At 41.8% G+C, this 20706-nt stretch carries 19 protein-coding genes; 8 read left to right on the top strand and 11 right to left on the bottom strand.

Annotated features, from left to right (window positions below):
• Positions 1-68: 68 nt before the first annotated feature.
• Positions 69-602, bottom strand: a complete 534-nt coding sequence (locus AC1DXF_RS12670) for an RNA polymerase sigma-70 factor (protein WP_477449102.1) — start codon at positions 600-602, stop codon at positions 69-71.
• Positions 603-878: 276 nt separating this feature from the next.
• Positions 879-1163 carry a hypothetical protein gene (locus tag AC1DXF_RS12665; RefSeq protein ID WP_477449101.1) on the bottom strand — a complete coding sequence of 95 codons (285 nt, stop codon included), beginning with the start codon at positions 1161-1163 and terminating at the stop codon, positions 879-881.
• 290 nt (positions 1164-1453) lie between these two features.
• Between AC1DXF_RS12665 and AC1DXF_RS12660 the strand changes: the two genes are divergently transcribed.
• Entirely contained in the window at positions 1454-2134 is a 681-nt protein-coding gene (locus AC1DXF_RS12660; protein WP_477449100.1) for a GNAT family N-acetyltransferase, read from the top strand.
• A 206-nt stretch (positions 2135-2340) separates the two neighbouring features.
• On the opposite strand, the gene AC1DXF_RS12655 is transcribed toward AC1DXF_RS12660, so the two are convergent.
• Entirely contained in the window at positions 2341-3294 is a 954-nt protein-coding gene (locus tag AC1DXF_RS12655) for a ligand-gated ion channel (protein ID WP_477449099.1), read from the bottom strand.
• Positions 3295-4171: 877 nt separating this feature from the next.
• On the opposite strand from AC1DXF_RS12655, the gene AC1DXF_RS12650 reads away from it, so the two are divergent.
• From AC1DXF_RS12650 to AC1DXF_RS12625, 6 genes are all read left to right on the top strand, one after another.
• A complete protein-coding gene (locus AC1DXF_RS12650; RefSeq protein ID WP_477449097.1) occupies positions 4172-5683 on the top strand; it encodes an FKBP-type peptidyl-prolyl cis-trans isomerase in 1512 nt (503 codons plus the stop codon).
• Between the two features lie 276 nt (positions 5684-5959).
• On the top strand, positions 5960-6163 hold the full coding sequence (locus tag AC1DXF_RS12645; protein ID WP_477449095.1) for a hypothetical protein: 204 nt from the start codon (positions 5960-5962) through the stop codon (positions 6161-6163).
• Between the two features lie 261 nt (positions 6164-6424).
• Positions 6425-6658 (top strand): hypothetical protein, encoded by a 234-nt coding sequence (locus AC1DXF_RS12640; protein WP_477449093.1) that lies wholly within the window; start codon positions 6425-6427, stop codon positions 6656-6658.
• 318 nt (positions 6659-6976) lie between these two features.
• Positions 6977-7594, top strand: coding sequence for a hypothetical protein (locus AC1DXF_RS12635; protein ID WP_477449091.1), 618 nt, complete (start codon positions 6977-6979; stop codon positions 7592-7594).
• Positions 7595-8005: 411 nt separating this feature from the next.
• On the top strand, positions 8006-11170 hold the full coding sequence (locus AC1DXF_RS12630; protein ID WP_477449089.1) for an SIR2 family protein: 3165 nt from the start codon (positions 8006-8008) through the stop codon (positions 11168-11170).
• 206 nt (positions 11171-11376) lie between these two features.
• The gene (locus AC1DXF_RS12625) at positions 11377-11826 is read left to right on the top strand and encodes a hypothetical protein (RefSeq protein ID WP_477449087.1); all 450 of its coding nucleotides are present in this window, start codon (positions 11377-11379) and stop codon (positions 11824-11826) included.
• 76 nt (positions 11827-11902) lie between these two features.
• On the opposite strand, the gene AC1DXF_RS12620 is transcribed toward AC1DXF_RS12625, so the two are convergent.
• Entirely contained in the window at positions 11903-12115 is a 213-nt protein-coding gene (locus tag AC1DXF_RS12620) for a hypothetical protein (protein WP_477449085.1), read from the bottom strand.
• 45 nt (positions 12116-12160) lie between these two features.
• Entirely contained in the window at positions 12161-12448 is a 288-nt protein-coding gene (locus tag AC1DXF_RS12615; RefSeq protein WP_477360222.1) for a transposase, read from the bottom strand.
• Positions 12449-12970: 522 nt separating this feature from the next.
• On the opposite strand from AC1DXF_RS12615, the gene AC1DXF_RS12610 reads away from it, so the two are divergent.
• The gene (locus AC1DXF_RS12610; protein ID WP_477449083.1) at positions 12971-13588 is read left to right on the top strand and encodes a hypothetical protein; all 618 of its coding nucleotides are present in this window, start codon (positions 12971-12973) and stop codon (positions 13586-13588) included.
• Positions 13589-13800: 212 nt separating this feature from the next.
• On the opposite strand, the gene AC1DXF_RS12605 is transcribed toward AC1DXF_RS12610, so the two are convergent.
• The 6 genes from AC1DXF_RS12605 to AC1DXF_RS12580 form a co-directional block, all read right to left on the bottom strand.
• Complete coding sequence (locus AC1DXF_RS12605) at positions 13801-14652, bottom strand: DUF3037 domain-containing protein (RefSeq protein WP_477449081.1); 852 nt, start codon at positions 14650-14652, stop codon at positions 13801-13803.
• On the bottom strand, positions 14649-15467 hold the full coding sequence (locus AC1DXF_RS12600; RefSeq protein ID WP_477449079.1) for a HipA family kinase: 819 nt from the start codon (positions 15465-15467) through the stop codon (positions 14649-14651). Before AC1DXF_RS12600 ends, AC1DXF_RS12605 begins: the two co-directional genes overlap by 4 nt.
• Before the next feature lie 284 nt (positions 15468-15751).
• Positions 15752-17497 (bottom strand): ATP-binding protein, encoded by a 1746-nt coding sequence (locus tag AC1DXF_RS12595; RefSeq protein ID WP_477449077.1) that lies wholly within the window; start codon positions 17495-17497, stop codon positions 15752-15754.
• Positions 17498-17882: 385 nt separating this feature from the next.
• Positions 17883-18632 (bottom strand): 4-hydroxy-tetrahydrodipicolinate reductase, encoded by a 750-nt coding sequence (gene dapB / locus AC1DXF_RS12590; protein WP_477449075.1) that lies wholly within the window; start codon positions 18630-18632, stop codon positions 17883-17885.
• Positions 18633-18779: 147 nt separating this feature from the next.
• Positions 18780-19460: a DUF5683 domain-containing protein gene (locus tag AC1DXF_RS12585; RefSeq protein ID WP_477449073.1), complete on the bottom strand. Its 681-nt coding sequence runs from the start codon at positions 19458-19460 to the stop codon at positions 18780-18782.
• 321 nt (positions 19461-19781) lie between these two features.
• A complete protein-coding gene (locus AC1DXF_RS12580) occupies positions 19782-20705 on the bottom strand; it encodes a ParB/RepB/Spo0J family partition protein (RefSeq protein WP_477449071.1) in 924 nt (307 codons plus the stop codon).
• Position 20706: the final 1 nt, after the last annotated feature.

Genomic DNA, 20706 nt, shown 5'->3' with positions numbered 1-20706 from the left:
GTCTTTAGCCCGAAGTCTTAAGTTCTAAGTCAAAAACAACTTTAGACTTACGACTTAGTACTATTGACTTAAAGCAGGATACTTTCGAGCTTTTTTAGCGCGATAGCGAGCTGTGCAAATACAGTTTTATCAGATAGGTTTAGGATGGCGGCCACTTCTTTGCACGACAGGCCATCCTGCTTAACCATTTTAAAAATGAGCTTGCAACGCGGGGGCAAGCCATCAACGGCTGTTAAAAGGCCTGCCTGCAACTCTTTACTAATAAGCAGCTGGGCCGGATCAACCGACAGGTGGAAATAATAAGCCTCGGCAATGTTTACCTCTTTGAGTTGTTTTGACGATGTGCCCCTTAAATAATTTAAACAGGCATTTTTTACGGTAACATACAGGTATACCTGGATATTGAGCACCTGGCACATATCCTTACGGTTTAGCCACACTTTTAAAAAAATGTCGTTAACAATCTCTTCGGCGGGCTCCTTATCTCCTAAAAATGAATAAGCAAACTGAAACAATTTACCAAACTGCTGCCTGTAAAGTTCATTAAATGCAGATTCATCCTGATTAATCTGGATACGCCTGATCAAATCCTGTATACTCAAACCGGTTAATTTTCTCAGTATATGAAATTTTGAATTGCCTGTTTAACAGTATAAATGTAACGTTTTCATTACTGCAATTTTAGCAATTTAAGCCGGATCGGGAAAAATCGTATCAAGTAATTTTATTGATGTAAAAATCGGAGCAACCCGGGGCCATTATTGCCGGCACAAACGCCGATTGCCTGCTTGTTGAAATTTAAACAGACCGGTGTTCTTTTTAAAAAGGGAGAACTGACTTTAACCGGAATGAATCCCATCATTACGCAAATAAGTATGTTAACCTACCGCTTCCATATCAGCAAACATCAAATCGGCCATTAACAGGCCTTTGTTGCCGTTGGTGGTTTCGATAGTATGGATGTATTTATACGTGTTGCTGAATTGATCAAAGCATTGGTCAACTACCTGGATGTTTAAATCGGCAGGCGAAAAGTTTTCGCTGTTTTGAAGGCAAAAGAATTCATCTTTTACGGGCAAAAAGTCGTCGGTGTAACCTTGGTCATGCAGGTCTATCACCCGGCTGGTGAGCGCGTTATTGAGTTTAATTTTATTGTTTTTCATGATAGATCGTTTTTCAGTTAGTAGACGTAAATATGCAACGCTTTGTTACGTTACGTGCAACAAAAATTAAACCAAATTCACAAAAAATACATTATTAATCAATTAGTTATATTTTTTAATTTGAAATATGGATAAATATAAAGCGTTAAAACGGTAATCGCCAAATTTGATATGGCATTGTTTAGGTTTCAGTACATAAGTTAAACTGCCACCGGCAAAAGCGTTTTTTATTCTAAGCGCATTGCCGGTAATTCCATGTCAATAAAAAGCTAATCATTACCTTTACACCAATGGAACACCCGCTTGATAATCCCGCCTGGAATGCCTCAATTACCGGCAATCAAAACCTTGCGGAAGGTACGGATACAGTTAAATGCTTTTTACCTGATGTATCGCCTTTTGCCGGAATGATACAAAACACGCCCGAAAATTTCGTGGCCCTTTACGATATTGTTCAACCCAAACGCACGGTAGCGGTTTTCAGCACCGGAGACTACGAAATACCTCGCCCCTGGAAAGTGGTAAACCCCATGAAATGCCTGCAAATGGTATTTGAAAGCCCCGCCCCGCCTGCTGTTACCGACCTGGAATTTACCCCCTTAAATGATGAGCATATCCCCGCCATGCTGGCGCTCACCAAACTAACTAACCCCGGCCCTTTCTATAGCCGGACAATAGATTTTGGCAACTACTTTGGCATTTTTATCAACAACGAACTGGTAGCCATGGCCGGGCGCAGGTTACAGCCCTTACCGTATATGGAAGTAAGCGCCGTTTGCAACCACCCCGACCATTTAGGCAAAGGCTATGCCAGCAGGCTGATCATGCACCAGGTAAGGCTGATTAAAGCAGCAGCATGCACCCCGTTTTTACATGTGCTGCAAAGCAACACAAATGCAATTAAAGTATATGAAAAGCTGGGCTTTGTAACCCGCACAGCCATGAATATCTGCGCCATAGCCAGGGATTAATCGGCGTAAAACCTTTGTTAACTAAGGGTGCAAATCACAGGCAATGTGCCATATTGGGGATAATACAGGGTAAGCGGCCTAAGGTTATAATGTTATTTCATCATAAATAAACACTTAGCCATAAGTCGAAAAAAAACTTCTTGACTTAACACTTAATACTGCGGCCCTTCGGACTTCCGGACTTCCTGACTCAAAGACTTAGAACTTCAATTAATCGCACCGTATATAAACCAGCCATTCAATAGCAGGTAAACGCCCAGCAGTACTTGTGCACATATAAAATCAAAGCGCCTGGCCTTGGTTTCCTGGCCTTTTTTAATGAGTCTTAATGAGTAGGCCGTGCATATAATAATGCAAAGTATAAAAAACAGCGTGGTGCCATGCAGGCTATCTACCAGCGTAAACGTGGTCGATTCGGGCAACGACGAATCGATGATATACTTGTTACCAATTACCGCGAACAGCGCGCCCACACTCAGCCCAAACCGCGAATCGATGCTGTCGGTGTGGATGTAAAAGCACATGTACGCTATCAGGAAGGCCACATACATGCCCAGGAACATCTTCCAAAACAGGCCCATCGCGTCGCGGGCAATTTTTAGGGTTACCTTAAAGTTGCTGTATTCGGTATGGGGTTTGGCCAGCGTGGTATCGCCAAAGCCAGTTTCGTACTTTTTGATGCCGGCAGCTATGCCCAGGCTGTCAACACGCCAGCCGCGCAGGGTAAAGCGGGGGTCGAAATGTTTGCCCAGCGTATCGGGCACAAACACCAGCGAGTGCGAATCAAACTGCGAATTCTCTATCGAGAAGCGCAATTTTTGCTTATCAAAAGGGAAGTTATTAATGGCCCAGGTGTCTTTCATTACACATTGCAGTTTCATGAGCAGGTACACCTTGCTGCCCGAAGAATCAATGGTCGAAAACGATTTGGTAACCGTTTTGGCCTGCGGCACCTCCAGGTTTTGCACAAAATCAAAGTCGCGGTTTTTGTATTTGAGCCATAGCCAAAGGTCAATGGTGTACTCTTTATCCTTAAAGTTAATGTCGTGGATACTGGTAATGTACACCCCGGTTTTCACCGTATCGGGGTGGGGTTTCCGGGCGTGGGCAGAGGCGGATGCCAGCAGGAGTACCAGCGCAAAAATGAGTTTGTTTTTCAATGGCAATAGTTAAAATAGTGGCGACGCTAATATAACAAAAATCGCCGGGCAATACCGTGGTTGGTTTAAAAGTGCCTGATTGCCCCCAGAGCTGATACTTAAGCTATAAAGTCCAAAAAAAACCAAAAACGATGCAGAAATATCGAGAAATATCAAGAAAAATTTCAAAAAATTTCAAAAAATAACCAACAAAATTAAAGGCTTAATATCTCCGAAAAACAGCCCGTTTTTCACCTGTTATTAATTGTTATTTTAACACTAAACGGACAAAAAACGGCAAAAATTCAGGTGTTTCGGCGGCACCTTGCCCAGGGTTTAGCAAGGCCAAACGCCTGGTGTTATGGCAGCCAAACTTACCCCGGTCACGAAAATTATTTGGGCGTTTCCCCGTTGGTAAAAACGGGGCCGGGCTGTACGCTCATACTACACAGGCCTTAAGCGCTGGCCGGTATCCGCTGCCATCCCTAACGCGAGGGTGCGGGGTACCTAATTTCATAGGATTGCCGTCGACACGATCCTGAAAAAATATTGATGACATGTCTACTTCAGCGCCTCACAACAACGATGTCATTGCGAGCGCAGCGCGGCAATCGCGAACTGTGCAGGTCAGCCATGCATTGTTCGGGGTGGCTTCGTTCCTTACAATAATATGTTTGTAAGTTACTGACTATCAATATCAAATATCCGTCATTGCGAGGTACGAAGCAATCCATACATGCTAAGTTCTACATAGTTCGCAATTGCGTAGTCCCTCGCAGACCGAGGGTCCCCCCACCACACAGTTTAAAACTAAAATAAATCGCTATTTTTACTTCAAGCTTTCCATGCATCGCATAAAAAATGCTGAACAATCCATTGTTAGCACTAAAACCAAATAATGAAGAAACAATTATCATCCTTGTGCTATCTGGTTTTGATCAACTTATTTAGCAACTCTATTGCAGCGCAAACCCCTAAGCGTAGCACCGCAAGTCAAAATCAGGTAGATGTATATGTAGCCGGCGGCTGTGCTAATAGCGCCGGTAATTATACCGCTATGTATTATAAAAACGGACAGCCCGGTATACCGCTAACGAATGCTGAAAGGGGTTCTGCCACAGCTGTTACGGTAGCAGGGACCGACGTTTATGTGGCAGGCGACCTTGATGGAAAGGCTGTATACTGGAAGAATGGACAGTTGGTAGCGCTCCCCAGCACCGCTCTTTCTCCGGCCAGTGCATTTTCTATAGCCGTATCAGGAAACGATGTATACGTGGCGGGCAACGGATTTAAGCCTTTTCAGGATAGGTACGGAAACAAAATGCGGGATCAAATGCAACCAAGATATTGGAAAAACGGGCAGGAGATATTGCTTCCGCAGCCACCGGGACCAAATGGGTATGAGGGAGAAGCTGGGGTTAACACAATACATATTGTTGACAACGACGTTTACGTAATTGGCCGGTACGGCTATATGCCCGTATATTGGAAAAACGGCCAATTGATGGAAGCCATCAGCAACGACCTGCAAAGGGTAATGGCTATCAACATGTTGAATGGAGAGGTATATGCAGTTGGGGCACGCAACAAACAGGCCGCTTATTGGAAAAACGGGCAAACCAAAGTGCTCACTACCGAAGAAAGTTTAGCTACCGCCGTAGCGGTGTCGGGAAACGATGTGTATGTAGCCGGGGTTGTTGGCGACAACGCAAAAAACTTTTACCCGGGATACGGAAACCCGGGTACTGCCAAATATTGGAAAAATGGCCAGCTAATAGAATTAACCGGGGCAGAATCTGTTTATCCCACGGGGATTGCTATAGCTGGAAGCGATGTGTATATAGTTGGTATAGATTCGCGAAATGCTGCTTATACGCTGCTGAAAAACGGGCAACGTGTAATATTAACCAATGGCAGTTGTCGTTTAGAAGCCTGGTCCATAGCCACTGCGGGGGGCAAAAAAATTGTTAACAACACGGCCATCAAAAATACCCTACCTAAGCGGGCATCTAATGTCGCTGCCAATCCTAAAGATGAAGCCGCACGTTTTTTAGCGGAAAACAAAAAAAGGCCCGGGGTGATGGTCACCGCCAGCGGTTTGCAATATGAAGTGGTACAGGATGGAACAGGAGCAAAACCCTTAGAAAGCGATAGAGTAATAGTGAATTACCATGGCACATTGATAAACGGAGAGGTATTTGAAACTACAGCAAGCAGAGGAGCACCCTTAACAATTTCACTCAAAAATGGGCTTCCGGGGATTGTTGAGGGGATACAGTTGATGAACGTGGGTAGCAAATACAGACTAGTTGTACCACCCGACCTTGCCTTCGGCAATGCCCCTGCCGGCAAAATAAAACCGGGATCTGTGGTGATCTTTGAAGTTGAATTGCTGGGAATTAAGCAATAAGCAGATCGTAAACCGAAAAACGAGGAATTTTCGTATCCCGAAGCCTCTTTTTCCCAATTCCCTCCCCACGGGAGGGGTGCGGTTGAAATGAGCGCAAAGGCAGGGAGGGGTTTAATGAACTTTTTACTTTTCGAGGGAACGATTTAGCAAAAACTCCATGTCAGCTATCTCCGTAACCGATGGTATAGTTTCATGTTTTGTGTGTTACGAAATTACTTTGTAGAAGCTACAGCATCGGCCCGCTCATGGCCGCGGGAGGGCCTAGTCCTTTTTGTCTTGAAACAAAAAGTACCAAAAAATTCAAGTCAGCAGAAATGCTTCCTTGCGCTCGGGGCCTTTGCCCTGCAAAACGGGCAAAACCTGGGCTGGAATTATTTTGCCCCAGGCTCCTTTCCCCCGCGCATGCAAAAACTTCCTATGCCCTGCAGCCGCACCACCCCGCATCGTTTTGCCCGTTTTCACCCGAAGCTGTTCTGCTGACGATTTTGGGGGAACGAGGAGTTTTCGTATCCCGAAGCCTCTTTTTTTCGATTCCCTCCCGTGGGGAGGGGTGCGGTTGAAATAAGCGCAAAGGCAGGGAGGGGTTTAATGAACTTTTTACTTTTCGGGGAACGATTTAGCAAAACAAAGACTATATCATTACGCCAGCTATACTTCATGTTTTGTGGTTTACGAAATTACTTTGTAGAAGCCGCAACATCGGCCCGCTCATGGCCGCGGGAGGGCCTAGTCCTTTTTGTCTTGAAACAAAAAGTACCAAAAAATTCAAGTCAGCAGAAATGCTTCTTTGCGCTCGGGGCCTTTGCCCTGCAAAACGGGCAAAACCTGGGCTGGAATTATTTTGCCCCGAGGCTCCTTTCCACCGCACATGCAAAAACTTCCTATGCCCTGCAGCCGCACCGCCCCGCATTGTTTTGCCCGTTTTCGCCCGAAGCTGTTCTGCTGACGATTTTGGGAACACGAGAGCCTTTGTAAATAAATATATTAGCCATCAGCTGTGTAACTACACACAAAGCAACACTCATCTACGTACAGGCTATTGAGGCGGTGTATCTACCTTTCAAAAAGAAGGCTATTGTACTAAAATGTTTTACTAAAGACATTATGTCGTGGCTTCGCGTTGGCCAACCTGCGCTTTACAACAGGTTTCGTCCATAAAGGCACAAGTGGCCTAATTTGCAGGCTGCCACGCAACACTTGACTAAAAGGAGTTTCTCATTAAGTTATTGTTATCGAAAAACATAAAGAAATTAGTTGGCTTTTAGATATATTTGTACTCCTTAACCTTAAAAAATGAAGTACGTTATACCATTCTTGATAATATTGGCTTTAACATCCTGTAAGTCAAAAGAGGAACAACTTAAAGAGAGTATTCTGCCTGTTTTAACAAATGCCATTGTTCAAGATAGTTTAGTTCATAAAATCGATTCAATCAAAATATTAAAAATCGATACCCTAACAGATTCATTATACGCCGAGCGGCGACTGCTAAATAAATCAAAGATTTTTGACTACTATCTTTCTCGATCTAAAATGTATCAAACACAGGCTGAATTAGATGGTCAATCTGCAAAACTTAGTCAACAACAATCGACTTTATATTATGAGTATCTAAACTCCTCAACACTAAGCAGGATGTCAGCAGATGACGCGAAATCAAAAATTGCAAGCCTTAAAGAAAATTTGGCTAAAAGCACTGTTTACATTGATTCTGCCAAAAAAGTAAACGCCGAAATGCAGAAGATTGAAAACGACTTAAAAATCAGGAAAAACAAGCCAAAGGGTTTTAGGGGATTTTTAGTAACTTTTAACTTATTAGGTACAGACAAGAAAAACATGGAAATTAAAAAAGATTCTATGTTACTTTATTTATCACCTGCTTTAAGGGTTTTGCCAATAAATAAAATTTAGGACTTCTCTTTAACTCCGATGACGTAAGTGCCGGAATGGCAAGAAACCATACGTAATTAAATCGTTTTGGCTTGGCGTTTTTTACACAGTTACACTTTGTTGCGTTGTCGCCAACAAAAATCGGCATATGGAACGGCTTTAACACTTTCTTCAGTTATCCGTGAACAGGGTGATAACAATATAAAAAAGGCCGGAGAGGGGAATATTCGTCGGCCGATTTTATGCTACAGGCGAAGATGCATCGGTTTTCTGCGACACCATAAGGGGTAAGGAGTTTGTTGGAGGACAACTTCATCAAAGTTCGGTTTGGAACACCGGCAAGGGCCGAGCTTAACATCTTTATTTTAATATTAGGCTTTATCATTAACTATTTCATACATTGAGGTCGCCAATTTTACTAAGACCTTAAACATGGATCACATTTTAGACGATAACGAAGATTTACGTAGATATTTACACGATGATTTATTCCCTTCGATAAAAAAGGGCGACGTTACCTTGTTTTTAGGGGCAGGCGCATCAGTAACGGAAATGCAATTTCTTGGGCGCTCGCTCATTGATTATTACGAAGACAAACTCGGTGTAAGTTTGGGCATATCTGATTTAATTGAATTTACAGACATTATAAGTGCTAACCCAAAATTTAATCGAGAAGATTTCGATAATTATATAGTTTCGGTTTTGAACAAGCTTACCCCTTCTGAGTCACATAAAATTATCGCAGGAGCAAATTGGAATCAAATTATAACAACGAATGTTGATTTAATATTAGAGCGGGCTTTCGACGAAATCGAAAATACAACACATGAGAACAGAAAAGTCAAAGTTGTTCGTAATGTCTCAGAAACACATACCCAATTGACGAATGCACATATTAGGTACACAAAACTAAACGGTTGCATTAGCAATAAAAACAAGTACCCTTTAGTATTCTCCAGTAAAGACTTCCTATCGTCCAAAAAATTTTACAACGCTACGCTAAAACCGCTGTCAGATCTGCCACCAGATGCCAAATTCATGACGATTGGCTACTCGTTCACAGACCATGTTTCTAATTATATTCTTAAATATTTCGATAGCTTTAATTACAGATACAAAAAGCCAATAATCTGCTTCGATCCCTTTATTCAACCTGGACGACTCGACTTTTTAAAAGAACAGGGTATTTTTGTAATTAAACAGGATGTACAAACACTCTTGGAGAAATACAAAGTTTGGGAGGAAGAGAACGCGGCTACTATAGTAAGTAGAAAGTCAATCGTATTTAAGAATATAAATAACGAAAGTATTAGCCTACCCTCTAAACTTAAACTCGCTTTAGGAAATAACATAATTCAACTAAGTGACACCTCAAAATTGCCAGCGGCTAATCCTGTACAATTCTATCAAGGAGAGCGACCTACATACGACATCGTTAGAAAAAATATTGATGTCGTAAAATCAGGAAAACTTGACACGGTAAAACGAGAGGTATTGGACTTGATAAATAAAAACCATGAAAAAATAGTACCTGTAATATTTTTAACGGGAAGTTTTGGCACAGGTAAATCAACATTTGCTTATAGGTTACTACATAGTCTCACTACAGATGCGACTATTAGCTGCGTGGCTTTTGAATTCCAGGATCTTTCTTTACTCCGCCCTCAAGATATTGGTGAATTGTTCTCATTGACTTTCGCCAAACTAATTTTTATTACATATTCAGAAATTGAGATTGATAGTAGCTTTAAAGAATTAATGGACTTCAGAAATAAAGTTAGTGTTGAGCAATTTTCAATGTTTAACATTTATTTTATTGTTTCCATAAGAGAAAATATACTAACTAGATTTTTTAAAAACTACCAATACAAAAATGTACATATCATCAACGTTGATTCTAAAATAAATAATATTGAGGCAACAGAATTGGTGAGTAAGCTCGATCAATTGAACTTGGTTCATTTCCGCGATATTTCGGAGAAAAAGAAAATTGTAAATCAAATAACATACGATTTTGGCGGGGACACATTTATTTCTTTAATATCCTTAATTACAAATAATAGTTTTGAGGATATAATTCTAAGTGCCTATCATCAATTATCTAAAACGGCAAAAGATGCATTTTTATATACTTCAATTCTGTATCAATATAAATTACTTATGCCGTCAGGGTTATTGATGCGCTTAGTTTCTAAAAACTGGACAGACTTCGACAATGAGGTGCTAAAATATGATTCAAAGGGTATTATCATACAAGAATATCTAGATACCGCGTTAACACCCGACTTGTACTTTAGAACTCGACATTCAATCATATCTCAACATTTGATAAAAAAAATATTAAAAACGGAAGATCAGCTGAACGATAAAATAAAGAGGGTGGTTGAAAACCTAGTAGATAATGATTTTAATGCACAACTTTTTGTAAATCTCATAAAAGCAATTAGAGATGACCATGTTTTATCTCACGAGAAAATAAATAGACTCTTTGATATAGCAGATAAAATATTTGAGAGCAATCCTCATTTTGTGCTCTATTACACAATTAATTTGCAGCTTAGAAAGAACATGTCTGCAGTAAAAAAAGGCATTGAAAAAATTAGATTTGCTGAGGGTTTTTTAGATTATCGTAATAGCAAATTGATTCACAGGAGAGCTGTTTTACATTATGAACTGGCTAGGCTATATTTTGATCAAAATAACTATCCCAATACAATTGTTAATATTGAAGAAGCAAGAGAATTATTCGAAATAAAACGTTTAAATGATCCTGGAAGTTCCTTTAGTTATATTGACTATATTAACTTAGAATTATGGGTATTAAATAACATAGATTCCGAGCGAAACGATCTTTTATTACTGCATATTAAAATTCAAGAGTTATTGGATTGGGCTGTAAATGCAGTCTATGAAAATGTTGACAGAATTTTTAAACTCAAATATAAATACTATAAACATTTAGAAACAGCAGCCAGTCCGTCAAATACTTCTATGCAAGAATATTTGGACGAATTATATGAAAGTGAAGAAACGCGACCTTATTCACTAGTTTTAAAGTATAACTATTTACAAGAAAAAGAAAAAACAAACGAATCAATTAAGCTTATACCCGAACTTGAAAGCTTGAGTTATAATGATGAAGTTGCCAAGTTGCTTTTTAAATACTATGGAAGAAATTTAAATGTATTCGATAATAGATCTAAGTTCTTTAAATTAGTAAAAGGAGGGTACGATTTTCGCAAGTATGAAACACTCAGGTATTATTTTTACTCGTACATAGCGGAATCTTACAATCGCAATTTTAATTATGCAGATGAAAATGTACAAAATATATTTTCAATGGACACTTCATTTAATCCTGATTTACATGAATTGTGGATTGAGGAAGATGGTTCTGAAAGCATTTTCACGGGCTTAATTTTCAATACGCAACGTGGGTTTACAAACTTGAAGGTTTCAGAGTTACAATTGAGATGTAGACTTATGAAAGAATCGTATTTAAAATTTCATCCAAAAGCTGGTGATCAATTTAAAATTAAGTTGCATTTTTTTATCAAAGGAATAAGAGCAGAATTGATGGAAAAAATAGAATCTTAGAAAAGTTTCGCTTTTTGTCCTTTCGGGGGTCCCCAGCTACCGCAAGCATTTTCGCTGCCGCAAGGGTCCACCCTTGTGGCCCGCTGATAGGTCAACGCCATGCAAAGTAATAAATATGCAACTCTCGGGTTTAATTACGTACGGGAGTTTGTATTTTAACAGGAGTAAATGAGCAATACAAGAGCATTAGGGTTAGCAGATTAATTATGAAACAGATTTTCTATTCATGTATTATGTTGTTGTTATGTACAACTACAGTCATAAACGCTCAAATTGTCAGGAAAAAAAAGATTAATCATCCCTTAGATATTTATATCGAGGAATTTGATTTATGGCTGCCTAACTTTAAAAGTTACCCGGATACCATAGTTCGAAAACTTAACGATTCTACATATATTAAAATGGTTCTACGTTCTCCGAAAGGCACTTTAGAATTTTACACTTATAATTTCCAAAACGAAGTTCTTGAAAGAGGACAATATGCTGATGCCCTTACGGTTTTTAGCAAATATTTGTACTGTTTTAATACTGCTGGAGAAGGTAAACCGCAAATCATTCGTTATTATCAACCTGTCCAATATGGGCATTGGGAATTTAAGACAAAAAAAGGCGAGATCCCGAGAAAAGAGACTTATCTGAAAGCGGACTACCCATAACTGGCCCCCCGCTGCCGCAAGTGTCCTCACTTGTGGCCCGCATGCTAAGTATACGCCATGCCTTTAGGACGGTGTGCTACGTAGTTATTACTTTTACCAATCCCGTAGTACCTGCATAATCCCGTGCACTGCTGTGCAGGTAATCATAATCGTTTTCTACAAAACCTGCTACGACCGGGTTATTATGCGTATAGTCAATTTTTTGGTCAATTACGGCTGCACTCCATAATTCAATGGGCTTGTTATGCTGTTGCCAAAACTGGTTACTGGTGTTATTGCTGTTAGCCAAACCTGCTTTTTTAAATGAATTTAGCAGCCACTCCCGCCTGCTTTCCTAGTTATTATCTTTTATTAAAGCTATCATTTGCTTTGACGTAAGCGATTTAAAACCCCTGATCAGGTCTTCTGGTTTTTGAATTGTCGATCTGAAAACCAAATGTACATGGCTCGGCATTATGCACCATGCATAAATTTCCATGCCTTTATTGTCGACACAATAATTGAGGTTTCTCACCAAACAATCAAAGTAGTGCAGCCGAACAAACACATCTACCCAAAACACCGTAGCAAAGCTCACAAAATATAATCCTTCAGGATTTTTGAATTTATAATTACGGCTCATACATTAAAAATACAAAATCCCGGATGAAACTTACATGCGGGATTGGCATATTTATTACTTAGCATGGTATCTACTTATCAGCGGGCGCACAAGCCTGGAGGCTTGCGGCAGCGAAAAGACCTTGCGGTAGCTGGGGGCACAAGCCTGGAGGCTTGCGGCAGCGAAAAGACCTTGCGGTAGCTGGGGCTATGCGTTCAGGTTTAAACAATCAAAAAAATACGGCCTGGACCTAAGCCTCGGCTACGAAACACGCCTGGAGAATTACCAGCCGTATGACTTTAGCAGTTACGGTAGTTACAATCAAATAGCCTTGCACGCTATGTTTAGCATTGGTTATTAACATGCCGCCGCACTCTATACTGCCAGGGCAAATACGGCAGTTTGCTGTAAGTGCGGCTTTTAGCCTGGGGTTATGACTTTAAACGTTTTGCAGAAAACTCCGGTATTTATTAGTTACGTTTTCTTGTTTCTTTCGTTATTAAACATATCCATAAAACCGCAAACTTTATTTACTTTTAGTTTATGAACATCCGGCAGCGAAATTATAGTCATCTTAAAAACGTAATTTTTTCTTTACTGATCCTGGCAGCAACTAACGCGAGAGCTCAAACCGATAACAGTCTCTCCTCACGGTTGGGGGTGTTTGCCGGGCCTGGTGTAGCCATAGGGGTACATTCGGGCAATTACCTCTTTGGAGGTATAATAGGGGTAAAATTTGAGCACCCCATCAAATCATCCTCCATGAGCCTGATCGGGTCGGTTGCCTATAATTTTTTTGTTTCAAATGAAAGCATATCTTTTGGCCCTTTTGGGGATGGTACAAGCGAGACTTCAGTAGCTTCGTTTATACCTGTAAAAATAGGGGCACGACTATACGCAGGAAAGCTTTATGTTGAGGCTGAGCTCGGTACCTCTTTTAATATAAATTCTAACACGGTTAAATATACCAACCACGCTCTTGCTGTAGTGGTATCGCCTGCTATAGGGTATGCTTTTAGGCTGGGTCGTGAAAAGAAAAAGGGTTTAGACCTTGCCCTTACTTACCAAATACGCATGGAGCCGCGTGCGCAGTATGAGTATAACTTATATGGTAATTACAGCCAGTTTATAATAACTTTAGCATATAAATGGGCTTTGTAACAGTATCCAAATTTATGATTGCGCAGTTAGCGTATATAATCACTTCCTTTAAACAAATACCGATCATTGTGCAGGTGAGTCAACTCTCAAACCTTTGCTCAACACCGGCACTAAACCGTATTAGCAACCTAATGGCGTAGGAGTTCCTCGTCTGCCCTGCTGAAGTTAAACGCCACGCACGGATCCATTTGGCACGCTTCTTAGCAACGATCCTAAAAAGCGCTTTCTATTGCAGTTTTTACTTTTTTTGCAAATTGCTCGGCTTCATCTTCGGTAACGATAGTTACCTTAACCCCGCTGCCTTTTTGAGATAGGGTATCTTTGATAAAATTGTTCAAATGCTCATTTGATTTGGGGGATGTTGTCAAAAAAAACAGGTTCATTTTTTGGTTGGCCAATTGCAGTTCCTTAATAATGCCCGACCATTTGTAAACCTTATTTTTAATCGCATCGTCTTTTTTCAAATCAAAGGATAGGCTTTGGTAACAGTTCCAAACACCGTTTTTCCACGATTTATCAAACTTAATCTCGTCATTGGGGGTTTTAATGGTATGGTCTTTTAGCCTTGGCGTAATCCCATACCTATCGAAGTGTAATTTGTATACTTTGGACCAGGCATAAGCATCTGTATGGGCTTCTTTGTTTTTTTCGGGGCTGTATTTATCTACCAGTCTTTCAAACAAATCGTCGAGGGCGCTGTCTAAATTAAGATCTAACCCTTTTTTTACTTCGGTCAATTTTAATGCGCTGTCGTCGTTTAGCACAACCTTGCCCGTAATTATACTTAAACCGGGCTTTTCCTTTTCCAATAAAAACTCACTTGAGTTAAAAAACGCGAAGTCGTCATTAATACTTTCCACCTCTTTTTGAAAATGCTTTAAGGTACTTAGTAAATAGTACCCGTTAATTTCTTCAAAAAAGGTAGATATCCTGCTAAACTTATTGAGCACCCTTGCTTTTAAAATTTTGCTTTGCGGCTCAAAAATGACAATACCAACATTCACAAACTCGCCCGAAGCCTGGTCATGCACATATCTTAAAATTTGATATTCGTATTTTATCATAAAAGTATCCGATTTAATTCGCTTGAAAACAAATCAGCTTCATTAATCAACGTAGTTAAATATGCCTTAATGGTATAAAACTGCTCACTTAACCATTCGGCAGGCATAATGGTTTCGATCTTGTCCCAAAAGGGGTTGTTTATTACAGTTAGCTTATCAGTAAATGTAGCGAAATCAAACTGATTTCCCTTAATCATATTGAAGCAGAAATTGTTATTAATCCAATTTTGATCGCTTTGCCTGATAAGCCATGGCTGTTGATTTCTGAGAAACGGAAGTTCTAACGCGAAGCCAAAAGCCAGTTCATGATCAAAAATTAAAATGTCATCACCGTTACTTAAAAAATTGGGCTTGTCTGTTCGCCTATCGGCATTGCTGATAAAAATATCGAAGGCAAACAAGTCCACTAGTTTTTGTTTCATGTTATCGTTAAGCGCCTGGTCTCTTAACACCTGAAAATATCCGTTCTTAAATTCGTTACCAAAGTTAAACCCAAGGCTATTACTAACCATTTGATAATTAGGCTGGCCAAGCACCACTTCGGCAAATTCGCCATCAATATGGATAAGCACGGGCTCGGCCACATTAAAATCGAGTTCCTTCGCAATCAATGCGGCCACTAATTCTCTGGCGCTTGCCTCGGGCGACATTCTGGGTGCCCTGAGATACTTTACAACATAATCTGATTTAAGACCCGTTTGCTCACAAACACCCCTGATCAATTGAGGCTCTGTAGTGCCCGATGACAACACAACTCCCGGCTCAAGCGCATGAACTATTGGCAAAAAGTAGTCGGGATGTGAAAGTTTAAGCACTTGAAAAAATTAGTGTCCAAAAATAAGGTATTTATTGGGTAAAATAATAGTCCGGATGAATTATAACACTGTTGATTAATATCTTTTCGCAAGCTACCTGCGCGCCACCGCAAGTACTTTTTGTCCCCTCGGGGTCTCTTTGAAAAAGGACCCTGAGGCGGCATACCAGGCAATGAATTATTTGGATACAACGGGCATCGTCCCTCAGGTTCCTCGTTGAGAGAACCTGAGGGGACAGAAAATAAAAAAAATCCGAAATCGAACATCCGAATTCCGAAATCCCCCTACACCCCTTCTTTAATCCCGGTATGTTTTTTAATAACGGTTGATAGCTGCTGTGGGTTGAAGGGTTTGAGGATGCAATCGTTAAAGCCGCTGGCCAGCAGGTCGGCAAGCATTTTTTGGTCGACGAGGGAGGCGGTGAAGGCGATGACCGGTACCAGCGGGTATCTCTTTTTGATTTCGAAGATGGCTTCGTAGCCGTTCATTACGGGCATTTCCAGGTCGAGCAGTACAATGTCATAATGCGGAAAATCTTCCAGGCGGGCCAGGGCTTCCATGCCGTCGTAGGCGGCATCAACCGTGGCGCCAAAACTGGTGAGGGCCTTTTTGGCCACCATCATGTTTATCTTGTTATCCTCGGCCAGTAATACCTTTATCGATTTAAGGTCGCTGTCGCCGGCCGGCTGTATGGGTACATGAACCGGTGCCGCGCCAGCAACGTTAAAGGTAAGGCTAAACGAAAACCTGCTGCCCCTGCCCTTTTCGCTCTCGAGCGATAGTTTGGCGCCCATCAGCTGCAATATGCGGTTGCAGATGGTAAGGCCAAGGCCGGTGCCGGTAAGCTCGCGGGTGCCTTCGTGGTATACCTGCCAAAAGCCCTCAAAAATTTTTTCCTGGTCGGCCTTGTCAATCCCGATGCCGGTATCTTCAATAGCGAAGGCTACGGTTATTTGTTTGTCGTCCTTTTTTTGGCAGGCGGCTTTTAGCTTTACGTAGCCGTTGCCGGTAAATTTTAAGGCGTTGGCAAAAATATTGTTGAGCACCTGGGTAAGGCGCATATCGTCGGCCAGTATCAGGGTATCCAGCTGGACGTCAATTTCGGCCAGTACCGCTACGTTGCTGTTTGCCGATAGCACTTTAAAGGGCAGGCATACATTAAGCAAAAAGTTGTTAAGGTTTATGGCGACGGGGTGCAGCTCCAGCTTGCCGGCCTCTATCTTGTTAAAATCGAGGATATCATTTACCTGTTGCAGCATATGGTCGGCCGAGTTTTGGAGGATGCTGATGTACTCGGCCTGGCGGGTGGCCGAGTTTTCCTGCTTCAGCAGGTTTACAATGCCGATGATGCCGTTTAGGGGGGTGCGCAGCTCGTGCCCCATGGTGGCCAGGAACTGGGTTTTGGTATTGATAACCCGGTTGCTTTGGGTTACAATCTCTTCGATATACTTTTTTTCGAAAAACGTGTACAGCGCGGCCAGCACAATGGTTGACCCGAGCGCCGTAAAACGGTTTACCAGCGCCAGCCGCGCTGCCTGGCCGGGTGTAAAATCGGCCAGCGGGGGGACGTAGTTACCAATAACAATACAGGCAACAAAGGCAAACAGCATGATGCCCACAAAAATACCGGGCTTTTTGGCCTGCTTCTGCTTGAGGTCGATAACCAGGGGTACGGCTATCAGGGCGGGGAAAAAATACAGGTACTGGTCGGTTTGCAACCCCTCGAGCAGTACCAGGCACACCAGCAGGCCGCATATTACCGAAAATATGGAGATGGTAAGGTCTTTAATGGCATCCTGCCATTTTAACACGATGAACATTAAAATAGCCAGGCAAAAACAAGCCAGCAAAAACGACGACACGTACATGCCGATAAACGCATCATAAACCGATAAAAACACTCCCAGCGACAAGGCCGTGAGCCCCAGTTGAAACGTCCGTTTGGATACTTCCTTTAGGTCAAACAGGAGGTCCTGCTGCTTAGGGCCTGCATTAACCGGCTGATGGTATTTATCGGTAATTTTATCCATAGGTGTAAGCAGTTAGCCTGCTTTGGGTAAGTTTGATGTTTGTTTTTGCCAAAAGAATTTTACCTGTTGTAAGTGAAGCACTTACAACAGTGTGTAACAAGTATTTGGCTTTGTAAAAGTACTTATATATTCCTGAAAAACTGCAATAAGGATAGTCCCCAACATGCCAAATACTGTGTCATATTTTATAAACTTCACCTTTGTCATCCAGGGTTGAAAATTTTTTGGAATACTGAAGGGGAAATGACAAGCCGGCGAAAGACTTACGAAGTTTTAAAAACTTCGTAAGTCTGGGATTCTACAACATGTCATGGGTAGGCACTCAGGATTACAGAAAAATTGGTCAATTCGCGGGCCGACGATTTGTGCAGGAAACGATGGGGTTTTAGCTTTGAAAATCAAACATGGCATCAACCGTGTAAAAGCCTTTTTTGCCCTGGATCCATTCGGCAGCCAATACCGCGCCAAGGGCAAAGCCGCTCCGGTTATGTGCGGTATGCTTAAATTCGATAGTATCCACCTCCGAATCGTAAATAACGGTGTGGGTGCCGGGCACGCTGTCAATGCGCAACGATTCTATCAATAACTGATCGGGTTGTGGGGTTTCATCGTCGGGCCGGTCATCTGTAGTCAGCACGTTCAGCCAGTCTTTTTTGGAGTCCAGGTTATCGATGATCCCTTCGGCAATGGTAATGGCGGTGCCGCTTGGGGCATCCAGTTTTTGCATGTGGTGAATCTCTTCTACCTGTACATCATAGTACGGATAATTGTTCATCACCCGGGCCAGCATGCGGTTAATATGGAAAAATATGTTAACGCCTACGCTAAAGTTGGTGGCATACATTAATGATGCGTTGCTTTCTTCGCATTGTTGTTTTACCTCATCCAGCTTATCATACCAGCCGGTTGTACCTACTACTATGGGTACGCCGGCGTTAAAGCAATGCTGAATATTGCCCAATACCGTTGCCGGCATGCTAAACTCAATTACGGCATCGGCCTTTTGCAGGTTTTCGGCAGTAAGCTCATGCAGGTTTTCGTGATCGATGGTTAAAACAATTTCATGATTGCGGCTGAGGGCAATTTTTTCAATCATTTTGCCCATTTTTCCGTAGCCCAGTAACGCTATTTTCATTTTTAATGTATGTGTTGTTTAAGTCAAGAATCAAGATATTAGAATCAGGAGTCAAGACAGAAAACAATATTAGGTTAATTTTAATTAATTCCGGGAACTTTTGTGTTAACTCATGAATTGCATCGATAGCTAACTATAAATGCTCCCTTAAAACGTAAAGGTAACTTTTACAGCCGGAATATAGCTGCCAAAAGCACTTTGCGCATAAACCGGCTGGTTAATCATGCCGGGGCTAACCTTAAAGGCAAAGTTATTATCAACCGTGTACGAGTGAATAAACTTGGCATCAATATAGGCGTCAATGGTTTGAATACCCCAAGCGCCCAAAATACCCAGGATACTTAAATCGCGGTTACGGCGATAGCTGTCGAGCGCATCGTATATATTCTGGGCGGGTACCTGGTTACTGGTATAGGCTATATACTCGTCGTAATAGGCATCGCCCTTTACCGGCGCTACCCCGCTTTTATAGTAATGGGCAAGTACATTAAACTGGTTATAGTAGCGCTGGTTAAATATTACTGCCGATGCCAGCAGCCCGATACCGGTGTAAATAATAGGCACTTTCCACCAGCGGTGGTTGTACAGTTGCCCCCAGCCGGGTATCATCAGCGAATGCATTACCGCTTTGTGCGGGCTATGGGTGGTATCGGGATGGTATACTTTCTCTTTTTTAATAGGCGGCGCAAATGAGCCCGGCGCGGTACCCGATGCCTTTTTTACAGTATCTTTTTGGGTTACCGATGCTGTATCTGCACGCTGTTGCTGCGCTGTGGCGGCAAAGGCAAACAACATCATAAACCCAATAATTAACAAATATTTGTACATGCAGCTGATAAAATTTAAATAAACCCTGGCCTTTAAAACAGTGATAAGGGGGCCTGATTTTACTTGATTACAAAGGTAATTTTTATAGCCGGATAAAGAAGCTATATCCAGCTATTACAAAAACACCTTATTAAACAAATCATTAACAGGTTTAGCCGCTAATTATTATGTACACATTAACTATAATATAAAAAATCCGGCCACCGATAAGAGCTTATCAGTGGCCGGATTTTTAATTACATTTTATTCGAATCACAAAAAGATCAATTCCCTCTGCTTTTTTGTCTTGATTCCTGACTCTTAATTCTTGATTCTCAATACTTACCAATCCAGCATCTCGAGGATACGGCCAAGGTCATCTTCTGACAGGAAGGGGATTTCGATAACCCCATTGCCTTTGGCGCCAACCTTAAGTGTTACCCGCGAACTAAACCTTGAAGCCAAATCGTCCTGGATTTTTTGCAGCTGATAGGATACCGGCTCGGGTTGCTTGCCTTCTTTTTTTACCGGCGCCTTCTGCATCTCCCTAACTAACTCTTCCACCTTACGAACGGATAAGCCCTGCTGAATAATATGCTGGTGTAAATACAGTTGCTTGGCGGGGTCGTCAATATTGATAAGCGCCTTGGCATGGCCCATAGTAAGCGCTCCATCGCGGATGGATGCCTGGATGCTTGGCGGCAATTTTAATAAACGCAGGTAATTGGTAACTGTCGACCGGTTTTTGCTTACCCTGTCGCCCAGTTCTTCCTGTTTCAGGTTACATTCCTCAATCATCCGCTGAAAGCTCAGAGCTACTTCAATAGCATTCAGGTTTTCGCGCTGAATGTTTTCGATGAGGGCCATTTCCAGCATTTGCTGATCGTTGGCGGTACGTACATAAGCAGGCAGCTGGGTTAGCCCGGCCAGTTTTGATGCCCGGAAACGGCGTTCGCCCGATATCAGCTGGTATTTATGGGCGTTGATACGCCTAACGGTTATCGGCTGTATTAATCCCTGTAGTTTGATGGAATCGGCCAGTTCATTTAAAGCAAGCTCATCAAAATCAGTACGGGGCTGGTAAGGGTTTACTTCTATTTCATCTAAACGGATCTCGTTAACCGAGCCAAGGCTATTAACCTCGGCAGCCGAAGTTGATGCTTCTTCCTTTTTAGCGCTTTTGTTTTGGTATGGCTGTACGTTTACCGAATCATTCAACAACGCACTTAATCCTTTGCCCAGGGCGTTTCTTCTTTCACTACTCATT

The sequence above is a fragment of the Mucilaginibacter sp. P2_A5 genome (assembly GCF_056404995.1).
The sequence above is the reverse complement of the archived record's forward strand: the minus strand, read 5'-3'. Positions and strand labels throughout refer to the sequence as shown.